Raw genomic sequence first — 18,271 nt, 5'->3', positions numbered from 1 at the left:
AATGTGCGGATTGTCGGTGGTAGGCGGTAGAAGTGACGCATGACAATGGAGCTCACCTGGCCGCAGATCCTCGCCTGGCGGCTGCGCAGGCAGTTCGTGGCGGCGGCCGACGGGCCGGACGCGGTGTCGGTGGCCCGGCGGCTGTGCGGGGTGCAGGCGCAGCTCGCCTCCTCGGCCCAGCTCGCGGTGGCGGTCAGGAGCGCCCGGCCCGACCCCGGTGAGATCGATCGGGCCCTGTGGAGCGACCGCTCCCTGGTCAAGACCTGGCTCATGCGCGGCACCCTCCACCTGGTGCCCGCCGACGAGCTGGCCGGCCTGTGCGCGGCGCTGAGCACGCTGCGCTTCTGGGAGAAGGGTTCCTGGCAGCGCGGCCACGGCGTGACCGCCGCGGAGATCGAGGCCGTCATCGAGGCCGTCCCCGAGGCACTGAAGGGATCGCCGCTGACCCGCGAGGAGCTGGTCGACGCGATCGTGGCGCTGACCGGCGACGCCCATCTCCGTGCGGCGCTGACGTCCGGCTGGGGGGCGCTGCTCAAGCCGCTGAGCCGCCTGGGCGAGCTGTGCTACGGGCCGCCCCGCGAGGGCAAGGTGACCTTCACCGCGCCGCGGTCGTGGGTCCCGGGCTGGCCGGGGACGCTGCCCGACCAGGAGGAGGCGGGCGTGCGGGTGCTGCGGGCGTTCCTGGGCGCCCACGGCCCGGCCACGCCGGAGATGTTCGACACCTGGCTGTTCGGCGGGGTGGCCAGGAAGGCGGTGCTCAGGGGGTGGGTCAAGGGGCTGGCCCCGGAGCTGGCGGAGGTCAGGGCCGACGACGGCACGGTCCTCTACGCGCTGGCCGAGCACGCCGACGAGCTGGCCGCCACCCGGCCCTCGCGGGAGGTCCACCTGCTGCCGGGGTTCGACCAGTTCGTCCTGGGGGCGCCCCGTACCCTCGCCCCACTCGTCCCGCCGCCGCTCAAGCCCAAGGTCAGCCGCCAGGCGGGGTGGATCTCGCCCGTGGTGGTGCACGAGGGGCGGGTCGCCGGCGTCTGGGAGGCCAAAGACGGCGCCATCGCCCTCGACCTGGCCGCCCCGCTGCCCGAGGACGCGCTCGACCGCGCCCTGAGCCGCATGCGATCGCTGCTGGGGCTCCAGGCGGCCTGAACTAGGAGGTCCTGAGTCGGGTCAGCGGTTGTAGGCGATCAGCGACTGGGTGACGGGCCGGTGTCGCGGTTGTGCCAGATGGCGGCGGTCAACGCCAGGATCCGCCGGGCGATGCGGGCGCCGACGCCGGCGGCCGTACGGCCGCCGTGCAGTTCGAGCCGGCCTTGAGGGTGTCGTTGACGGACTCCGCAGGCCGGACGCCGATCGGCGACCCACCGCCGAAGACGCCCGGCGCCCGACGCTGGTCGCCGAGGGTGTCACTCTTCAGGGCGGCCCCCTTTTCCGTTGGTGACCGCCGAGCCGTCCAGCGATCAGGGCGGCGGCGCCCGGTACCGCCGTCGTGACACCGCACGACCAGCCCGGCCCGGACGAACCCCGGCGCGCTCGGCGTGTCGGTGGCCCGCTGTCTGGCCGATCGGGCGCCGGCCGGCTTGACGGCCCTCGACGGACGCCGCTGGGCCTCTGGTCCTACGGTCCTGGGTGGCGGTCCCGGGCGCTGTTCATCGTCTACAGGCCGAGCAGGGTGAAGTGCTCCTGGTGTATCCAATCCCGATCCAGCCGCACTCCGCTCTCCGACTCGATGACGGCGAGGCAGACAGCGTGGTGATAGCGGGCATGTTGATCGTCATCGTCGAGGTCGTAAGCGAGGAACAGGTCGGCGTAGGGAGCCATCGGTCCCAGCCCGGTGGCCCAGCCCTCGCGCGGCTCGTAGGGGCTCCAGCCTCCGATGACCTCGCCGTCGGCCCACAACAGCATCGTGAAGTCGGCGTTGACGTCCCAGTTGACCACCCAGACCCGGGCTCCGGCGCTGAGCGGCTCCATCAGCTCCGGCAGCAGGCCGACGTAGCCTCCGATCTGGAGGATCGCGACGCAGTTCGCCACCTGGTCGAGCGACAGGGCCGTGTCGCCGTACAGGGCCTGCTCGGCCGCGTCCAGCGTTCGCATCCGGCGCAGGTCCCCGGGGCGGCCGCCGAGCCGGGTCGCGGCGTCCTCCACGGTCAGCGTGCCGGTCAGGGGCTGGACCACGATCCAGCAGACATCGTCGGGCAGGGTGGTCTCGGCGATCTCGGTGTAAAGAGCGATGAGTTCCGCCGTCATTATCTCTCCCGTGTGACGCGCCGAGCGCCCGGAATCGCGGGCGCCCGGCGACTGAGCAGTTATTGGATGGGAGGCGCCTGAGGCACCTTCGGGTCCACCCGGAACGAGTCGTATTCGGTCTTCCTGGTGTCCCCGTCCACCCCGAGGACTCGGTTCAGCTCGTAGAACGTCCGGAGCTGGAGCCCGTCATTGCCGTTGTTCCGCCAATAGACGGGGCGGATCGAGAATGCGCGCCTTCCTGGTTGGTTCTGTCCCTCGGCCGAGGTCCAGGCGCCCTGGATCGTGGACTCGAAGGGGAATTCGTCGCACTCGTAGACCCGGCGATCCTTCGCGGGCACCGGAACGGGTGGGTTGCCCGTGGTGGCGGGCTTGCCGATTCTCGTTGACGGAGCGGACGAGCCCGTTACCCCAGTATCCGGGGACACTCTTGTTGGCCGTGGTGGGTTGGGTCAGCTGAGGCCGGTGCAGCGCCGTCCAGATATGCGACGGGACATTGCGGTAGGCCGTCATGACCTCGTCCTTGATATCAGGTTTGTTGGACGACTTCGTCGGATCGCCGGGCAGAGTCTCATGGGTGACGTAGGTGAGCACGGCTTGGTCGAACACGCACCCGCTGCCCAGGGTCTTCAGCAGATAGGTGGCGGAGTCGCAGCGAAGCTGCGGATGGGCGTCCGAGTTGAGCGTGAACTTGACGAGCGGGGTGTCCCGCCGGGTGATCTTCGCCCAGAAGCGGGGCTGACACCAGGCGATCTTGTCGTTGCCCGAGCCGTCCTCCTCGTAGGACGCGAACAGGAAGCTGGCCATCTTTCCTGACGACCATTCCTGCCACGACGCCTTGACGGAGTTCTGAGTGATGAGTTTGCACTTGGATCCGTTGTCGCCGGCGCTCTTCATACCGATCTCGATGTCCGCCCACCGCCGGTAGGCGGTGTTCCCTCGCTCGACGAAGACGAAGTTCTTCATCGTGATGTCGAACTCGTAGTTGCGGATCCTGGTCGGCAGTGTGTCGGTCGGCTTGGTGTTCCACGAATATCCGATGAGCGTCGCGTCGGCATCCATGCCCTCGGCCCGCACGGCTGGGCCGGGCCGCAGCTCGAAGCCGGCCGAGCCGACATGCTGGATGCCACACCACGTGGTCCGGTTGATGTGGTAGCCGCCGGACGACCAGATCGTCGAGTAGATCGGCTCGGCAGGCTTACGCGCCTCGGTCTCGTTCTGCCAGCACAGGTCGTAGAACGGTCCTCCTGCCTGCGCGGCGGCCTTGGCCTCCGCCCGCGTGGCCGCGGGCGGACCCACGGCGGCCGATTTCGGCAGCGCGGCCACGGTCGCCGGCGGCACCGCGGCGACCGTCTTCGCGACGGCCGGGGTCTCGATGCCGTCGCGCAGGCGACCACCTCCTCGTTGTTCAGCGCTCTATCGAGTCCCGGGCGGCACTCAGTGGTGAGGAGGCTGGTCACTTCAACCCGGGTGCCGGACTGCTTCGTGGTCGTCCAAGCGGTGACGACGGGAGAGGGGGCGTCCGCCGGGTGGTGGTGGAGTTGTGGGGCGGCTGCGCGGCCGCCGGATACGCCGTCATCAAAGAGGCGGTGATGGATAGGCCGGTGATGGCCGCCAAAAATGACGACGTACGTAACTTGCCTGATGGTTGTCTGGCACCTGCATGTGGTCACGGGGGTACGTGCCGGCCGACGGTGCCGCAGGATGTCGCCTGCCGGGAGGCCGGCGGGCCCTGATCTGAGCCGGCGGCGTGGACGGGTGCGAGGTCGATGAGAATGCGGTGGTCAGAGATGGGGCCGTCGTCACGGGCCTGCCAGGTCGTCACCTCAGACTTCGCGATGGCGTCGGCGCCGGCGATGGCTTCGCGCCCGACCGTGAGCTTCCGAAGACCATTCTGGCGTCCCCCGCCGATAACTCCGCGAAAGCGTCGGGGTCGAAGGAGTCCACCATCTGAAAACGCGTTGTACTGCCTCGTCGGGCATGTCGATCATTTTCTTCGGTGATCAGGGCCGCCGGGGGAACGATGCGGCGGCGCCTGCCCGGCACGCCCCACCGCCCTGCGCTCGGACCCGGCCGGCACCGGCTACGGCCGCTTCCACACCCGCTCCACCGACGAACGGCAGATGCTGATGGCCATCGGCGAACACGACCCGGACCTGCGCACCGATCGGCCGGGCCTGGGGAGTCCGTCGACGACACCCGCAAAGGGCCGGCTCCGACCGGGTGACGGGCTGGCCGGTGTCGCGGTTGTGCGAGATGGCGGCGGTCAACGCCAGGATCCGCCGGGCGATGCGGGCGCCGACGCCGGCGACTGTACGGCCGCCGTGCAGTTCCAGGTCGTCAGGCGGACGTGCCGGCCATCACGCGGTCCACGATGCCCTTGTTGCCCTCCTCGCGGGCGCAGTGGGCGCAGCAGTACCAGTGCTCGCCCGACTGGACGCCGTGCCCGATGACCTTGGTGCCGCAGTGCTCGCAGATCGGCGCCATGGCCTCGATCGCGCACTGGAAGCAGTCGAAGGTGTGCACGGCTCCCTGCGCGTGCACCTCGAAGGCCATGTCGTAGTCGTTGCCGCAGTTGTCGCAGACGGCCATGGTGATCCCCTCTTCACGTCCGAATCACCTGGGGCAATACCCGGAACCATGGTGCGCTTTCCCCAACGAAACACCATATTCAGGCCGAGTCTCCCTCGATGATGACGAACCGTACGAGCAACGGCAGCCCCAGGAGGCCGAGCGCGGCGAGCGCGACGGGCAGCCCGAACGGTCCGGTCAACCCCGCGACCAGCAGCGGGCTGACGACGAACCCGGCGTAGGAGACCATGGAGACGCCCCACACCAGCGTCCCGGTCGGGTCGTCGGCGGCCGAGCGACTGAGCAGCGCGGGCACCAGCGGCCCGAGCGCCAGCCCGGTCAGGGCGAAGCCGGCCATCGACAGCGGCACGCCGTCACCGAGCCCGGCCAGGCCGATCCCGGCCGCGCCGCCCACCCCGGCGACCAGGTACAGCGCGCGCAGGGGCACCGGAGGCAGGGTCTGCGCGGCGAGCCGGCCGGCCGTGAGCGCGGCCATGTAGACCGAGGGGGCCAGGCTCGCCGTGAGGGGCGTGGCGCCCCGGTGCGCCTCCAGCAGCAGCACCGACCACTGCTCGACCGCGTTCTCGATCACCAGCACGCATCCGGCCAGCGTCCCGAGCAGCAGCGCGACGCCCCACAGCCGGCGCCCCGCGTGGTGGTCGCCGGAGGGGGCGGCCCGGCCGCGGCCCACGGGCAGGGCGGGCAGCGACAGGGACGTCGCCGCCACCAGCACCGCGATCACCAGCAGCACGGTCCGCACGTCCGTGCCGAGGGACCGGGCCAGGCCGGTGAGCGGGGCGGCCACGATGACGGCGAGCGGGAAGGCCGCGTGCACCGCCTGGAAGAGCCGCCGGCCGCGCTCGCGCTCGACGCGTCCCGTGGTCAGGTTGAGCGCCACGTCGAGCGCCCCGCTGGCCGCGCCGAGCAGCAGCAGCCCGGCCACGAGCGGCCAGTACGCGGTGACCGCGGCCAGGCCCGCCACGGTCAGCCCGAACAGGACGGTCGCCGCCATGAGGGCATGGCGCTCGCGCCCGCGGGCCAGCCGGCCGGTCAGCGCCATCGCGGGCAGGGCCCCGACGGGCACCGCGCCCAGCGCCGCGCCGAGCTGCGCCGCCGAGACGCCGAGCTCCTGCTTCACGGCCGGCAGCAGAGCCGCCCAGGACCCCCAGAACACCGCCCAGACGGCGGACACCGCGATGAGCGGCATTCACCAACCCCCTTGAATTGCGGTCAAGTCTCGGTAAAGATCGACGACGTCCTTAATATCCCCCGCCGAAGGGAATATCGTGCTGACGCGAACGGTCATCGCGGCCGGACTGGTCGCCGCCGGTATCGCCGCCACCCCCTCCTCCGCCTACGCCGCCTCCGCGGCCGCCGCCCCCGAGACGCCCGAGCGCGTCTGCGGCGCGGGCTACCACCGGGTGCAGGACGGCCACCGCGCGATGAAGACGCGCGACGGGAAGGTGCTCGGGCACGTCTACCTCATGTACGACAAGCGTGCCGGGAAGAACTGCGTGGCGGCCATCAAGACCGCCTTCCGCGGCACCCGTACGGTCACCGGCGCCTCCATCGAGGTCCGCGGCGGCGGCCGGAGCGAGGACGTGCAGCGTTACCGCTTCTACGCCGAGACCGGCCACATCGACGGTAGCTGGAAGTGCGTGAAGTACGCGGGCTGGACGCGCACCCCGGACAACCGTGTCGAGGCGTGGGGCGGCCGCGGCTCGTGGGGCAACTGCCGGGGCTGAGACGAATCGCGTCCTCCCCGCCCGGAGCTGTCACATCGCGCCGGGCCGCCTCGTCCTGTGTCATGGAAGCGAGGACACAGGGAGGATCACCATGACCCAGCGCATCGACATCGCCAAGCTCGCCCCGGAGGCGTACCGGGGGTTCCTGGCTGTGGAGGCGTACATGCACGGCAGTGATCTGCCCGCGGCCACGATCGAGCTGGTCAAGCTGCGGGCCAGCCAGATCAACGGCTGCGGCTACTGCGTGCACATGCACAGCGGGGACATGAAGAAGGCCGGGGAGAGCGACGAGCGGCTGTGGTCGGTCGCCGCCTGGCGGGAGGCCACGGTCTTCACCCCGGCCGAGCGGGCGGCGCTGGCGCTGACCGAGGAGGCGACCCGCCTGGCCGACCGCGGCGAGGCCGTGCCGGACGAGGTGTGGCAGCAGGCGGCCGAGCACTATGACGACAAGCAGCTCGCCGCCCTCGTCGTCTCCATCGCGATGATCAACGCCTGGAACCGGGTCGGCGTGACCGCTCGCCTGGTTCCGGGGACGTGACGGAGCGCCGGCCTTGAGCGCCGCCGCCGGCCGCAGGCGTGGGCCGCACCGGCGCGAAGCCGTAGAAATGCGTTGAGCGGCCTCGGGGGCCCCGGTTAGGTTGGCGCGCAAGGCGGGTGGCAGCACCCGCCGAGCCGCCGTCAGCCGGCGGCGGCCCGGAAGGGGGAAGACCGTGAAACGTGTCAGAGTCCCGAGATCGACGGTCAGCAGGCGTCCGCATCCGTCGGCCGAACCGGATCTGCGCACCCCGTCGGGGCGAAAGTTGCCCTATTAGCTACCCTTTACAGCGAACTTACGGCTGTATCGGTAGATAACAGAGGTAACAGAAACATCACGGGGGGCTCACATGAAGAGGCTTGCGGTGGTGCCGCCGCACATCGCCAGGCACAAGATCCGCGACATCCGGGCGGCGGTCCGCCACAGAAGGACCGAGGCCACCGACCCCAAGGTGGTCGACCTGCGGGCCTACAGCGGCCGGAACGTGATCCGCTTCCCCGGCGGACCGACACCAGCCGCCTGACCCGCACGCATTCACCGCACCGCCGAGGCCCGACGTGACCGGCTCCCCCCGCCGGCCGTCCGGTTTCAGCCGTAGAGCCTCTTGGCGTAGGACTCGCCGTAGTACGTCTCCAGTTGCTCCAGCGTCTCCTCGACCACCTGCAGCTCCTTGATCAGTCTGGCGTGCGAGGGCAGGACGGAGGGGTTCCAGGAGTCGGGCGCCCAGACCTGCGAGCGCATGAACGCCTTGGCGCAGTGGAAGAAGATCTGCTCGATCTCCACCACCAGGGCCAGCCGCGGCCGGTGACCCTTGACGATCATCTCGTCGAAGAACGGCGCCTCGCGCACGAGCCGGGCGCGGCCGTTCACGCGCAGGGTCTCGTTGCGGCCCGGGATCAGGAAGATCAGGCCGACGTGCGGGTTCTTCAGCACGTTATGGAACCCGTCGGCCCGGCGGTTGCCCGGACGGTCGGGAATGGCGATCGTGGTGTCGTCGATGACGTGGACGAACCCGGCCGGGTCGCCCTTGGGCGAGACGTCGCAGTTGCCCTCGGCGTCGGACGTGGCGATCAGGCAGAGCGGGGAGGCCGCCAGCCAGTCGCGGTCACGCGGGTGCAGCCGGACCCGCTCCTTGGTCACGGCCCTCGGCATCACCTCGCCCAGCAGTTCCCGCAACTCCTCCTCGGACCCGATCTCCGCCCAGCTCATCTGATCTCCTTTCGGGGGTTACCGCCCGATTTTGTCAGGTGATCGGAGCAAGCATCCTGTGGGGTGCCCGCAGCAGCACGCTGACCGGATCATCCCGGTTGTCCGCCAGGCCGGGGCCGGGGCGCACCTCGATCTCCTCCAGCCGGACGGCCGTGCCGCACGACGGGCACCGGGACACGGGGTCGAGCCGGGTGCCGCAGGCGGTGTGGTGGAACAGACGGCGTGGGCCGGTTCCGCCGAGATTGCGCTCGCCCCACTGGGACAGGGCCAGCATGGGGACCCACAACTCGCGGCCCGTGGCCGTCAGGACGTACTCGTCGCGGGGCGGATTGTCCTGGTAGCGGCTCCTGGCCAGCACACCGGCCTCGACCAGCGCCCCCAGCCGCTGGGACAGGACCGCCCTCGGGATGTCGAGATGGGCGAGGAAGTCGCCGTAGCGGCGTACGCCGTACATGGCGTCGCGGACGACCAGGAGCGTCCACCGTTCGCCGATCACTTCCAGGGCCCTGGCCAGCGAGCAGTCCTGGCCTTCGTAGTTCTTGCCGAGCGCCATGGATCCCATGTTAGTTCATTCACCGAACCGTGATAGGTTGCGCCGCATGAGTTCAATGACCGAACTGACCCGGGTTCGGCCGGGCACGCTCGCCGTGGCGTCCTCGGCGCCCCTGCTGGTGCTGACCAACTACACGGTGCCGATGGTGACGTTGCCGCAGACGGCCGCGTCCCTGGGCGCCGGGCCGACGGGGCCGGTGTGGATGCTGGGCGGCATCTCGCTCGGGCTGTCGGCGCTGCTGCTGGTCTCCGGCGGGCTGGCCGACGACCACGGGCGCAGGCGGGTGCTGGTGTGGGGGTCGGCCGTGCTGGCCGCCGCCGGGGTGGCGGCCGCGCTGAGCACGTCGGTGCCGGTGTTCGTGCTGGCCAGGCTGGCGCAGGGCGGGGCGAGCGCGGCGATGCTGGCCGCCAGCCTGGGCATCGTCGGCCACGCCTTCCCCTCGGGTGCCGACCGGGTGCGGGCCACCGGGCTGTACGGCGCCATGATCGGGCTGGGCACCGCGCTCGGCCCCCTTGCCTCCGGCGCGCTGGCCACGGCGGTGAGCTGGCGGACGGTCTACTGGGTGTTGTCGGCCGCCGCGCTCGCCCTGGCGGTGGCCTCGGCGCGGCTGCTGGCCGAGTCGCGCTCCCCCGCGCCGCGCCGGTTCGACGTGCCCGGCGTGGTGCTGCTCAGCCTGGGCGTGGGGGCGCTGGTCGCGGGGGTCACCGAAGGGCGTGCCGGGTGGGGGCGTCCGGTGGTGATCGGGGCGTTCGCGCTGGCGGCGGTGCTGGTGGCGGCGTTCGTGTCGGTGGAGCGCCGGCGCCCGGAGCCGCTGCTCGACCTGGAGCTGTTCGGACGGCCGGTGTTCCTGGTCGCCACCGGCGGCGCGCTGGTCGTCGGGGCGGCGGTGGTGGGTCTGCTCAGCTACCTGCCGACCGTGCTCCAGACCGCGCACGCGCTGACGCCGCTGCAGACCGGCCTGCTGTTCTGCCTCTGGTCGGGCACGTCGTTCGCGGTGTCGCTGATGTCCCGGCTGGTACGCCTGCGCACCGCCGCCCGGCTGGCCCTCGGCCTCGGCCTGACCGCGCTCGGGTTCGCCGGCCTGCTGGGCGTGGGCGGCTCGCTGGTCCTGCCGCTGGTCATGGCCGGGCTGGTGGTGAGCGGCGCCGGGTCCGGGCTGATCAACTCCTCGATCACCCACCTGGCCATCGAGAGCGTGCCGGCCCACCGGGTCAGCATGGGGTCGGGCGCCAACAACACCGCCCGGTACGTCGGCTCCTCCCTGGGCGCGGCCGGCGTGGCCGCGGTCGTCGGCGCGTTCGGCGTGGACCGGGGGGCCACGGTCGCTGTGGCGGCCTGCATCGTGCTGGCGGCGGTGACGGCCCTGGCCGCCGTGCTCACCCGCCCGTGAAGCCGGCCCCGGCTACCAGCGCCGGGCGTGGGCCATCGAGGTGAGCAGGGCGTCGCGTTCCATGGCGAACCTGGCCGGGTCCATGCCCTGCCGTTCGGCCCGCAGGTGCAGCACGGTCAGCTCGGTCGCCGCCTGCTGGTAGTCGCTCATCGCGCGGCCGAGCCCGGCGCCCCTGGCCCACCTGCGGGCCGCCTTGCGGGCCTTGAGCGTGCTGAGCATCTTCACGTCGTCCGCCGTGACCAGGCCGGTCTGGCCGTAGCCGGGCAGGTAGACGCCCATCTTCGAGACGAGCTGGCGGCGTTCGACGACGGTGACCACGACGAGCAGGACCAGCGCCACCATGATCACCAGGTACGCCGTGCCCAGCCAGGCCAGCGACTGGGTGGAGGCGGCGCCGTTCCAGAGCCCGTGCAGGACGACCGCGCCCAGGTAGCCGAGCGGGATCGCGGCGAACCTGGCGGGCGTGCGGCGGGTGAGCGCGTAGGCGACGCCGAGCCCGATCATCGAGGTGTAGATGGGGTGGCCGAGCGGGTCGATCAGCCCTCTGAGCACGAACAGCCGGACCGCGGCGCCGGTGCCGTCCTGGCCGAACGCGATCAGGTAGTAGCCGATGTTCTCCACGGCGGCGAAGCCGAGCCCCGCCATGGAGGCGTAGACGATGCCGTCGGTCAGGCCGTCGATCTCCTGCTTCCTGCGCAGCAGCAGCAGCAGCGCCGACCCCTTCAGCGCCTCCTCGATCACCGGGGCCAGGAACACGGTGCCGACGTCGTTGACGAGCTGGGCGCCGTACCCGGCCCGCAGGAACAGCGCCTGTCCGGCCAGCGTCAGCCCGACGCCGAGCACGATCGCCAGGCCGGCGCCCCACGCGAAGGCGAAGGCGAGGTGCAGCTTCGGCTCCGGCTCCAGCCGGTCGAGCGAGAGCACGGCGGCCAGCAGCACCGGCAGCGGCGCGAGCCCGAGCACCGCCGACAGCCCGAACCCGACCGGCCCGCCCTTGTGCAGCATGAGACCGAGGACGATCAGCGCGAGGACGCCTGAGACCACCAGTCCGATCAGGAGCGCCTTGCTGGGTCTCTTGGCGGGCTGCGGAGCTGTCATGGGGGGCGCCTTTCTCCGACTCAGTGCACCTACTATGAGCGTTCCCGGCCGTCGCACACTTGACAGACGCCTACATCACCGTGACTCGCGGTAATAGGGATCGGCCACGACGGATTCCCCGTCCACGTAGGAGTACACCTCACGTCCGGCGATGAACACCCTCAGCGCCCGGCTCATCACGTCGAGCGGATCGCCCGACCAGATCACCACGTCGCCGTCGAGGCCGGGCCGCAGCGAGCCCACCCGGTCGTCGAGGCCCATGATGCGGGCCGGGTTGACGGTGATCGAGCGCAGCGCGGTGTCCCGGTCGAGCCCTTCCTTGACGGCGAGGGTGGCCTGGTGGACGAGGAAGTGGATGGGCACCACCGGATGGTCGGTGGTGATCGCCAGCTCGACCCCGGCCCGCGCGAGGATGCCCGGGTTGCGCAGGGCGCGCTGCCGCAGCTCGACCTTCGACCGGCTGGTGAACAGCGGGCCGATGATGACCGGCACGTTCCGCTCGGCCAGCGTGTCGGCCAGCAGATGGCCCTCGGTGCCGTGGTTGACGATCAACCGGTAGCCGAACTCGTCGGCCAGGCGCAGCGCGGTGGCGATGTCGTCGGCGCGGTGCGTGTGCTGGCACCACGGCAGCTCGCCGTCGAGCACCCGGACCAGGATCTCCAGCGTGCCGTCGCGGTCGAACGGCTTGTCCTCGCGCTCGGCCGCGGCCTTCTTCGCCTTGTAGTCCTGCGCCTTCATGAGTGCGTCCCGGATCACCGCGGCCACACCCTGCCGGGTGGAGGGCAGCTTCTTCTGGTCGCCGTAGACGCGCTTGGGGTTCTCCCCCAGCGCGCTCTTCACGCTCACCGGCTCTCTGACCAGCATCTCGTCGACGGACCTGCCCCAGCACTTGATCGCGACCGTCTGGCCGCCGATCGGGTTGCCGGAGCCCGGCTTGATCACGGCCGTGGTGACGCCGCCGGACAGCGCGTCGGCGAAGCCCTGGTCGGCCGGGTTGATGGCGTCGAGGGCGCGCAGCCGGGCGCCGTTGGGGTCGGTCATCTCGTTGGTGTCGTTGCCCGCCCAGCCCTCGGCCTCCTCGTACACGCCGAGGTGGCCGTGCGCCTCGACGAAACCGGGCAGCACCCAGCCGCCACCCGCGTCGACGACGGTGGCGGAGTCGGGGATGGCCACGTCCCGGCCCACGGCGACGATCTTCCCGTCGCCGACCAGGACGGTGCCGCCCTCGATGGGGTCTCCGTCAACCGGCATGACATATCCGTTGATGATGGCGAGAGTCATGGCGGAAACCTACCGTTGCCACGCTTTCGCCCGTAAAGCCTGGACCGATAACCAATTTTCGGGCATGCTTGTCGAGATCTTCGGTCAAGGCCAATTGAAAGGGACGTACTGGTGCGCATGCCCGCAAAGGCAATCCTTCTGACGGCAGCGATCGGCCTCAGCGGCGTCATGGCGACCCCGGCCGGTGCGACCGCCGCGCGTAGCCCGGAGAGCATCTGCGGCTCCGGCTTCTGGATCGTGAAGGGCGGCACGCAGCCCGTCAAGACCTCCAGCGGCCGCCGATACGGCACGGTCTACCTGCTCTACAGCCGCAGCAGCGGCGAGAACTGCGTGGTGACGGTCAAGTCCAGCTTCGTCGGCACGAAGACCCCGATGAGCGCCATGCTGACCGTCCAACCCAAGGGCAAGAAGGTGGTCGAGCGCATCGACAGCGGCAAGTTCGCCTACTACGCCGGCCCGGTCAAGTACTACGCCGCCAACGCCTGCGTGAAGTTCTGGGGCTCGATCAAGCCCAACGGCCACGACCCGGCGGTCGCCGGTGGCGGCCGGCAAGCCTGGGGCAACTGCACCTGATCGCGGCTCGCGTGGGTAGGGATGACGCCATGCTGACCGAACTGTACGAGCGCTGGCTGCTCGAACTGTGGAACGGCGACCTCTCCCTCGCGCACGACCTGGTGACCCCCGGGTTCGTCGGCCACTGGCCCGGCACGGACGTGCACGGCCCCGACGGGCTGATCGAGGCGATCCGCCAGGGCCACGAGCCGTTCGACGACGTCCGGGTCACGCTCGACGTGGGCCCGGCCGTCGACGGCGACCTGATCGCCGCCCGGTGGACGTTCACCGGCGCCTACCGGGGCGGCCTCCCCGGCGCGAGCGCCCCGCCGGGCACCCGTGTCTCCTTCTCCGGGCACGACCTCCTGCGTGCCACGGACGGACGATTCTCCGAATACTGGGTGATCTCCGACGTCCAGTCGTTCTCCCGACAACTCGGGATAGGCTGACATCTTCGCATCACGACGGGGGTCGAAGGATGTCACAGGAGGCAATGGGGGCAATGGGCGCACAGCCGCTGGAGCTGCCCGAGGAGGACCTTTCGGCGCTGCTCGCCGGCCAGCGCTTCGGCGCGCTCGCGACCAACGGCGGCGACCGTCCGCAGTTGTCCACGGTGGTCTACACCTGGGACGCGCCGCGGCGGGTGGTGCGGATCTCGACGGTCGCCGACCGGCTCACGGTGCGCCGCCTGCACAAGGACCCCCGCTGCGCGCTCTACGTCGCCAGCGACGACTTCGGCTGCTACGCCGTCGCCGAGGGCGAGGCCGAGCTGTCCCCCGTGAGCGACCGGCCGGGTGACGAGGTGGGCCTGGAGCTGCTGGCCATGCAGCCGTCCTTCGGTGACGCCGCGGGCGAACTGGCGTTCCTGCACCGCATGGTCGCCGACCGCCGGCTGGTGGTCAGGATTCGGGCGAGACGGCTCTACGGGGCCCTGCTGCCGACGCCTTCCTGACCGCGCGCCGCCAGTTGTAGGCCACCATCGCGACCACCAGCAGGATCAGCGCCAGGTCGATGGCGGCCGACCAGCGCATGGCCCGCGCGTGGTGGCCACCCTCGGCGACCGCGAAGTAGACCGCCCCGATCACCGCGACGCCGCCCGCGCCGGCGAACTGCTGCGCCGTGCTGAGCACGCCCGAGCCGATGCCGGCCTGGTGCGGCGCGACCTCCACCAGCGCCGCGCCGATGAGCCGCGGCAGGACCAGGCCGTTGCCCGAGCCCACGAGCATGAGCGCGACCATGACGTACGGCAGCCCGCGCCCGGCCCCGGCCACCAGCAGCGCCAGCCCCAAGGCGGTGACCAGGCCGCCGATCATGACGACGACCAGCCCGTACCGGCCGACCAGGCGGGTGCCCAGCAGCGAGGTCACGGTGAACAACACGCCCATCGGCGCGAACGCCAGGCCCGCCTGGAACGCGGTGAGCCCGAACCCGCTCTGCAACAGCAGCGTCAGCGTGAACATGAACGAGGCGAAGTACGCCATGAACGCGACGATCGCCCCGACGCCCGCCAGGTAGGAGTGGACCTTGAGCAGGCCGAGGTCGAGCACCGGCTGCCCGCCCCTGGCGGCCAGCGCCCGCTGCCACCACCAGGTCAGCGCGAACACCGGCGCGCTCGCCGCCATGGCGGCCCACGTCCAGGCGGGCCAGCCCAGGCTGTTGCCGAGGCCGAGCGGCACCAGCAGCAGCGCCAGCCCGGCGGCCAGCCCCACCGCGCCCGGCAGGTCGAACGCGACGGGCTTGTGCGGATCGGCCTCGGGCAGCAGCCACCGGGCCAGCGGCACGACGACCAGACCGACCGGCAGGTTGATCAGGAAGATCACCCGCCAGCCGAGCCCGAACACGTCGGCGGTGAGCAGCAGGCCGCCGAGCACCTGGCCGGCGATGGAGCCGAGGCCGCCGGCGGCGCCGTACCAGCCGAGGGCGCGGCCGCGGCGCTCCGGCGGGTAGACGGCCGAGATCATGGCCAGCACCTGGGGCACCATGACGGCGCCGGCCAGGCCCTGGAGCAGGCGGGCGGCGACCAGCCAGGCGGCGCCGGGCGCGAGGCCGCACAACACCGAGGCGACCGTGAACCCGGCCACACCGAGGACGAACAGCCGCCGGTAGCCGTAGCGGTCGCCGAGCCGGCCACCGGTGATCATGCCGGCCGCGTACGTGAAGGCGTACCCGGCCACGATCAGCTCCAGGGCCGCCGGACCGGCGCTCAGGTCGTGCTCGATGGCCGGCGCGGCCACGTTGACCACGAAGAAGTCGAACTGGGCCATGAACCACGCCGACAGCAGGACCGGCAGCACCCCTCGCATCTTGTCAGGCTAGATCAGACAGGCTCTTGCAAGTTGAGTGGGAGGGGCTTACGATCCGCGTAATTGTTAGGAAACTTTCTTTAAAGAAAGGTCCTTGACGTGCGCCGATTAGTCACCCCCCTGATCGCCGTCCTCGTGATCATCGGCATGTGCACCCTTCCCGCACAGGCCGCGAGCCGGCTCATCGCCACGTTCTCCCTCTCCGGGAACACAGGCACCTTCCTGGTGAGCAACCCGGGCACGACCGCCGTCAGCGGCTGGTCGATCGTCTTCGAGCTGCCTTCCGGGGTCACCGCGAGCAACCCCCAGAACGCCACCATCCGCCAGAACGGCACCAAGGTGACGCTCACCCCCGCTTTCTACATCAACAATGTGCAGGCGGGGAAGAACACCGAACCCTACAGCCCCAAGGTCACGCTGAGCTCGGCCGTCCAGCCGACGAGCTGCCTGATCAACGGCGCCAACTGCGACGGCACCGGCGGTGACCCGCCGGCCAAGCCGCCGGTCAGCGCCACGTACGACGTCAGCGGCACCTCGGCCAAGTTCATCGTCGCCAACAACGGCACCACCGCGCTGAACGGCTGGTCGATCGTCTTCGAGCTGCCCGCGGGCGTCACGGCGAGCAACGCCTCGAACGGCTCGCTCACCCAGAGCGGACGGACGGTCACGCTGACCCCCGTCCACTACAACACCACCGTGAACGCGGGCGCGACCACCGAGCCCTACAGCCCGAGCTTCACCGTGAGCACGGCCAACGCCGAGCCGACGAGCTGCCGGATCAACGACGTCAACTGCGACGGCACCCCCGACGCGCCGCCCGGCGCCCCCGGGAACCTGCGCTCGCCGGTCAAGACCACCAAGACCGTCTCCCTCGCCTGGGACGCCGCCACCCAGGGCAGCCTGCCCATCGTCGGGTACGAGATCTACAACGGCTCCGCCCTGGCCGCCTCGGTCACCGAGACCTCCGGCACGGTCTCCGGCCTGACGCCGAACACCGAGTACACGTTCACCGTCAAGGCCAAGGACCGCAAGGGCACCCTGTCGGCCGCCTCGGCGCCGCTGAAGGTGACCACCCGCAACCCGGCCGACGACTCGCAGGCGCCGTCGGTGCCGTCGGGCCTGCGCAGCACGGCCAAGTCGGCCAGCAGCGTCTCGCTGGCCTGGACGGCCTCCACCGACAACACCGGCGTGGCCAACTACGACGTCTTCGTCGGCTCGGCCCTGGCCACGACCGTCACCGGCACGACGGCGGTCGTCTCCGGCCTGTCCCCCTCCACCGAGTACTCCTTCACGGTCAAGGCCCGCGACCTGTACGACAACCTCTCGGCCGCCTCCACCCCGGTGAAGGTGACGACGTCGGACATCGTCGAGACCGGGTACGCCCGCGTCGGCTACTTCGTCCAGTGGGGCATCTACGGCCGCCAGTACTTCGTCCGCAACCTCGACACCACCGGGGCCGCGGCGAAGCTGACCCACATCAACTACGCCTTCGCCAACATCGACCCCAAGAACCTGACCTGCCTGCAGGGCGTCACCAAGGGCACCACGTCCGACCCGCAGGACCCGAACCAGGGCGACGGCGCCGGTGACGCCGAGGCCGACTACGGCAGGCCGTTCAGCTCCGCCCAGTCGGTCGACGGGGTCGCCGACACCGGCTGGGAGAAGCTGCAGGGCAACTTCAACCAGCTCAAGAAGCTCAAGGCGAAGTACCCGAACCTCAAGGTGCTGATCTCGCTCGGCGGCTGGACGTACTCCAAGTACTTCTCCGACGTGGCGGCGACCGACGCCTCCCGCAAGAAGTTCGCGGCCTCCTGCATCGACACCTACATCAAGGGCAACCTGCCCGACTACAACGGCAAGGGCGGTCCGGGCACGGCCGCGGGCATCTTCGACGGCATCGACCTCGACTGGGAGTGGCCGGGCGCCGAGGGGCACGCGGGCAACCACATCGGCCAGAACGACAAGGCCAACAACACGCTGCTGATCGCCGAGTTCCGCCGCCAGCTCGACGCGCTGACGACGACGACCGGCAAGCGGTACCAGCTCACGGCGTTCACCCCGGCCGACCCGGCCAAGATCGCCGCCGGCTGGGACCTGCCCGAGGTCGCCAAGTCGCTGGACATCTTCAACGTCCAGGGCTACGACTTCCACGGCGCGGGCAGCGACAACTCCTGGGAGCCGAACCGCACCGGCCACCAGGGCAACCTGTACCTCGACGCGGACAGCCCGTACAACCCGGACTTCAGCGTCGAGAAGGCCGTGGACGTCTACCTCCAGGCCGGCGTCAACCCGCGCAAGCTGACCATCGGCCTGGCCTACTACGGCCGCGGCTGGCAGCAGGTGACCGACGGCGGCAAGGCCGGCGAGTGGCAGGACGCGCACGGCGCGGCTCCCGGCCAGTTCCAGGAGGAGGCGGGCACGCGCGGCTACAGCAACCTGCTCGCCATGGTGCCCGGCTGCACGGTCCGCCACGACGAGGTCGCCGTCGCCACCTACTGCTACACCGGCAACAACGGGCAGTGGTGGACGTTCGACGACGCCTGGTCGATCGGCAAGAAGACGGCCTGGCTGAAGAGCAAGGGCCTGCTGGGCGCGATGATCTGGGAGATGTCCGGCGACCCGGGCGTCCTCACCACCGCGCTGGACGCCGGGCTGAAGTAACCCCGGCCTGGTAAGACCTGAGGGCGGGCCGCCGCGGGGGGGCCGCCCGCCGCCCGGTGCGCGGGGGGGGGGCCCAAACCGTGGGGGCCCGCGCGGTTTATATGCCCCCACAAACGGTCATTCAGGCGTTGTGTT

General features: G+C 70.8%; 18 protein-coding genes. 9 read left to right on the top strand and 9 right to left on the bottom strand.

From position 1 onward, the window contains the following. Positions 1–39 precede the first annotated feature (39 nt). Entirely contained in the window at positions 40–1,143 is a 1,104-nt protein-coding gene (locus ABZ444_RS30460) for a winged helix DNA-binding domain-containing protein (protein ID WP_358004103.1), read from the top strand. Positions 1,144–1,650: 507 nt separating this feature from the next. Here the strand turns inward: ABZ444_RS30460 and ABZ444_RS30455 are convergent. The 4 genes from ABZ444_RS30455 to ABZ444_RS30440 form a co-directional block, all read right to left on the bottom strand. Beyond that, the gene (locus ABZ444_RS30455) at positions 1,651–2,241 is read right to left on the bottom strand and encodes a DUF6461 domain-containing protein (RefSeq protein WP_358004100.1); all 591 of its coding nucleotides are present in this window, start codon (positions 2,239–2,241) and stop codon (positions 1,651–1,653) included. 186 nt (positions 2,242–2,427) lie between these two features. Further along, a complete protein-coding gene (locus ABZ444_RS30450; protein ID WP_358004097.1) occupies positions 2,428–3,579 on the bottom strand; it encodes a hypothetical protein in 1,152 nt (383 codons plus the stop codon). Positions 3,580–4,578: 999 nt separating this feature from the next. After that, the gene (locus tag ABZ444_RS30445; protein WP_358004094.1) at positions 4,579–4,830 is read right to left on the bottom strand and encodes a hypothetical protein; all 252 of its coding nucleotides are present in this window, start codon (positions 4,828–4,830) and stop codon (positions 4,579–4,581) included. Positions 4,831–4,909: 79 nt separating this feature from the next. Continuing rightward, positions 4,910–6,016, bottom strand: coding sequence for an MFS transporter (locus tag ABZ444_RS30440; RefSeq protein ID WP_358004091.1), 1,107 nt, complete (start codon positions 6,014–6,016; stop codon positions 4,910–4,912). 79 nt (positions 6,017–6,095) lie between these two features. On the opposite strand from ABZ444_RS30440, the gene ABZ444_RS30435 reads away from it, so the two are divergent. The 3 genes from ABZ444_RS30435 to ABZ444_RS30425 all read left to right on the top strand — a co-directional run bounded on the left by ABZ444_RS30435 (position 6,096) and on the right by ABZ444_RS30425 (position 7,612). Beyond that, complete coding sequence (locus ABZ444_RS30435) at positions 6,096–6,554, top strand: hypothetical protein (RefSeq protein WP_358004088.1); 459 nt, start codon at positions 6,096–6,098, stop codon at positions 6,552–6,554. A gap of 91 nt (positions 6,555–6,645) precedes the next feature. After that, positions 6,646–7,092, top strand: a complete 447-nt coding sequence (locus ABZ444_RS30430) for a carboxymuconolactone decarboxylase family protein (protein WP_358004085.1) — start codon at positions 6,646–6,648, stop codon at positions 7,090–7,092. Between the two features lie 346 nt (positions 7,093–7,438). Then, positions 7,439–7,612 carry a hypothetical protein gene (locus ABZ444_RS30425; protein ID WP_357965718.1) on the top strand — a complete coding sequence of 58 codons (174 nt, stop codon included), beginning with the start codon at positions 7,439–7,441 and terminating at the stop codon, positions 7,610–7,612. A 65-nt stretch (positions 7,613–7,677) separates the two neighbouring features. On the opposite strand, the gene ABZ444_RS30420 is transcribed toward ABZ444_RS30425, so the two are convergent. Both ABZ444_RS30420 and ABZ444_RS30415 read right to left on the bottom strand, forming a co-directional pair. Continuing rightward, positions 7,678–8,298, bottom strand: coding sequence for a pyridoxamine 5'-phosphate oxidase family protein (locus ABZ444_RS30420; RefSeq protein ID WP_358004082.1), 621 nt, complete (start codon positions 8,296–8,298; stop codon positions 7,678–7,680). Positions 8,299–8,332: 34 nt separating this feature from the next. Beyond that, positions 8,333–8,851 (bottom strand): helix-turn-helix domain-containing protein, encoded by a 519-nt coding sequence (locus tag ABZ444_RS30415; protein ID WP_358004080.1) that lies wholly within the window; start codon positions 8,849–8,851, stop codon positions 8,333–8,335. 46 nt (positions 8,852–8,897) lie between these two features. On the opposite strand from ABZ444_RS30415, the gene ABZ444_RS30410 reads away from it, so the two are divergent. Beyond that, on the top strand, positions 8,898–10,241 hold the full coding sequence (locus ABZ444_RS30410; protein ID WP_358004077.1) for an MFS transporter: 1,344 nt from the start codon (positions 8,898–8,900) through the stop codon (positions 10,239–10,241). A 12-nt stretch (positions 10,242–10,253) separates the two neighbouring features. On the opposite strand, the gene ABZ444_RS30405 is transcribed toward ABZ444_RS30410, so the two are convergent. Then, positions 10,254–11,339, bottom strand: a complete 1,086-nt coding sequence (locus ABZ444_RS30405) for a PrsW family intramembrane metalloprotease (RefSeq protein ID WP_358004074.1) — start codon at positions 11,337–11,339, stop codon at positions 10,254–10,256. A gap of 75 nt (positions 11,340–11,414) precedes the next feature. Next, positions 11,415–12,620 (bottom strand): amidohydrolase, encoded by a 1,206-nt coding sequence (locus ABZ444_RS30400; protein ID WP_358004071.1) that lies wholly within the window; start codon positions 12,618–12,620, stop codon positions 11,415–11,417. Positions 12,621–12,737: 117 nt separating this feature from the next. Between ABZ444_RS30400 and ABZ444_RS30395 the strand changes: the two genes are divergently transcribed. The 3 genes from ABZ444_RS30395 to ABZ444_RS30385 are packed head-to-tail and all read left to right on the top strand — an operon-like array spanning position 12,738 to position 14,124. Beyond that, the gene (locus ABZ444_RS30395; protein ID WP_358004067.1) at positions 12,738–13,193 is read left to right on the top strand and encodes a hypothetical protein; all 456 of its coding nucleotides are present in this window, start codon (positions 12,738–12,740) and stop codon (positions 13,191–13,193) included. A 29-nt stretch (positions 13,194–13,222) separates the two neighbouring features. Then, positions 13,223–13,621 (top strand): ester cyclase, encoded by a 399-nt coding sequence (locus ABZ444_RS30390; protein WP_358004064.1) that lies wholly within the window; start codon positions 13,223–13,225, stop codon positions 13,619–13,621. 53 nt (positions 13,622–13,674) lie between these two features. Beyond that, positions 13,675–14,124: a pyridoxamine 5'-phosphate oxidase family protein gene (locus ABZ444_RS30385; RefSeq protein WP_358004061.1), complete on the top strand. Its 450-nt coding sequence runs from the start codon at positions 13,675–13,677 to the stop codon at positions 14,122–14,124. On the opposite strand, the gene ABZ444_RS30380 is transcribed toward ABZ444_RS30385, so the two are convergent. Next, positions 14,072–15,475, bottom strand: coding sequence for an MFS transporter (locus tag ABZ444_RS30380; protein WP_358004058.1), 1,404 nt, complete (start codon positions 15,473–15,475; stop codon positions 14,072–14,074). The two genes, ABZ444_RS30385 and ABZ444_RS30380, sit on opposite strands and share 53 nt — an antisense overlap. Positions 15,476–15,574: 99 nt before the next feature. Between ABZ444_RS30380 and ABZ444_RS30375 the strand changes: the two genes are divergently transcribed. Then, positions 15,575–18,136: a glycosyl hydrolase family 18 protein gene (locus ABZ444_RS30375; protein WP_358004055.1), complete on the top strand. Its 2,562-nt coding sequence runs from the start codon at positions 15,575–15,577 to the stop codon at positions 18,134–18,136. Positions 18,137–18,271 lie beyond the last annotated feature (135 nt).

The organism is Nonomuraea sp. NPDC005730 (genome assembly GCF_040630865.1).
Taxonomy (GTDB): domain Bacteria; phylum Actinomycetota; class Actinomycetes; order Streptosporangiales; family Streptosporangiaceae; genus Nonomuraea.
The sequence above is the reverse complement of the archived record's forward strand: the minus strand, read 5'-3'. Positions and strand labels throughout refer to the sequence as shown.

Excerpts from the sequence above, each read along its gene's own strand:
- ABZ444_RS30460 (WP_358004103.1), top strand. The coding sequence starts at position 40 with ATGACAATGGAGCTCACCTGGCCGCAGATCCTCGCCTGGCGGCTGCGC.
- ABZ444_RS30455 (WP_358004100.1), bottom strand. The coding sequence starts at position 2,241 with ATGACGGCGGAACTCATCGCTCTTTACACCGAGATCGCCGAGACCACC.
- ABZ444_RS30445 (WP_358004094.1), bottom strand. The coding sequence starts at position 4,830 with ATGGCCGTCTGCGACAACTGCGGCAACGACTACGACATGGCCTTCGAG.
- ABZ444_RS30440 (WP_358004091.1), bottom strand. The coding sequence starts at position 6,016 with ATGCCGCTCATCGCGGTGTCCGCCGTCTGGGCGGTGTTCTGGGGGTCC.
- ABZ444_RS30430 (WP_358004085.1), top strand. The coding sequence starts at position 6,646 with ATGACCCAGCGCATCGACATCGCCAAGCTCGCCCCGGAGGCGTACCGG.
- ABZ444_RS30425 (WP_357965718.1), top strand. The coding sequence starts at position 7,439 with ATGAAGAGGCTTGCGGTGGTGCCGCCGCACATCGCCAGGCACAAGATC.
- ABZ444_RS30420 (WP_358004082.1), bottom strand. The coding sequence starts at position 8,298 with ATGAGCTGGGCGGAGATCGGGTCCGAGGAGGAGTTGCGGGAACTGCTG.
- ABZ444_RS30415 (WP_358004080.1), bottom strand. The coding sequence starts at position 8,851 with ATGGCGCTCGGCAAGAACTACGAAGGCCAGGACTGCTCGCTGGCCAGG.
- ABZ444_RS30410 (WP_358004077.1), top strand. The coding sequence starts at position 8,898 with ATGAGTTCAATGACCGAACTGACCCGGGTTCGGCCGGGCACGCTCGCC.
- ABZ444_RS30405 (WP_358004074.1), bottom strand. The coding sequence starts at position 11,339 with ATGACAGCTCCGCAGCCCGCCAAGAGACCCAGCAAGGCGCTCCTGATC.
- ABZ444_RS30400 (WP_358004071.1), bottom strand. The coding sequence starts at position 12,620 with ATGACTCTCGCCATCATCAACGGATATGTCATGCCGGTTGACGGAGAC.
- ABZ444_RS30395 (WP_358004067.1), top strand. The coding sequence starts at position 12,738 with ATGCCCGCAAAGGCAATCCTTCTGACGGCAGCGATCGGCCTCAGCGGC.
- ABZ444_RS30390 (WP_358004064.1), top strand. The coding sequence starts at position 13,223 with ATGCTGACCGAACTGTACGAGCGCTGGCTGCTCGAACTGTGGAACGGC.
- ABZ444_RS30385 (WP_358004061.1), top strand. The coding sequence starts at position 13,675 with ATGGGCGCACAGCCGCTGGAGCTGCCCGAGGAGGACCTTTCGGCGCTG.
- ABZ444_RS30380 (WP_358004058.1), bottom strand. The coding sequence starts at position 15,475 with ATGCGAGGGGTGCTGCCGGTCCTGCTGTCGGCGTGGTTCATGGCCCAG.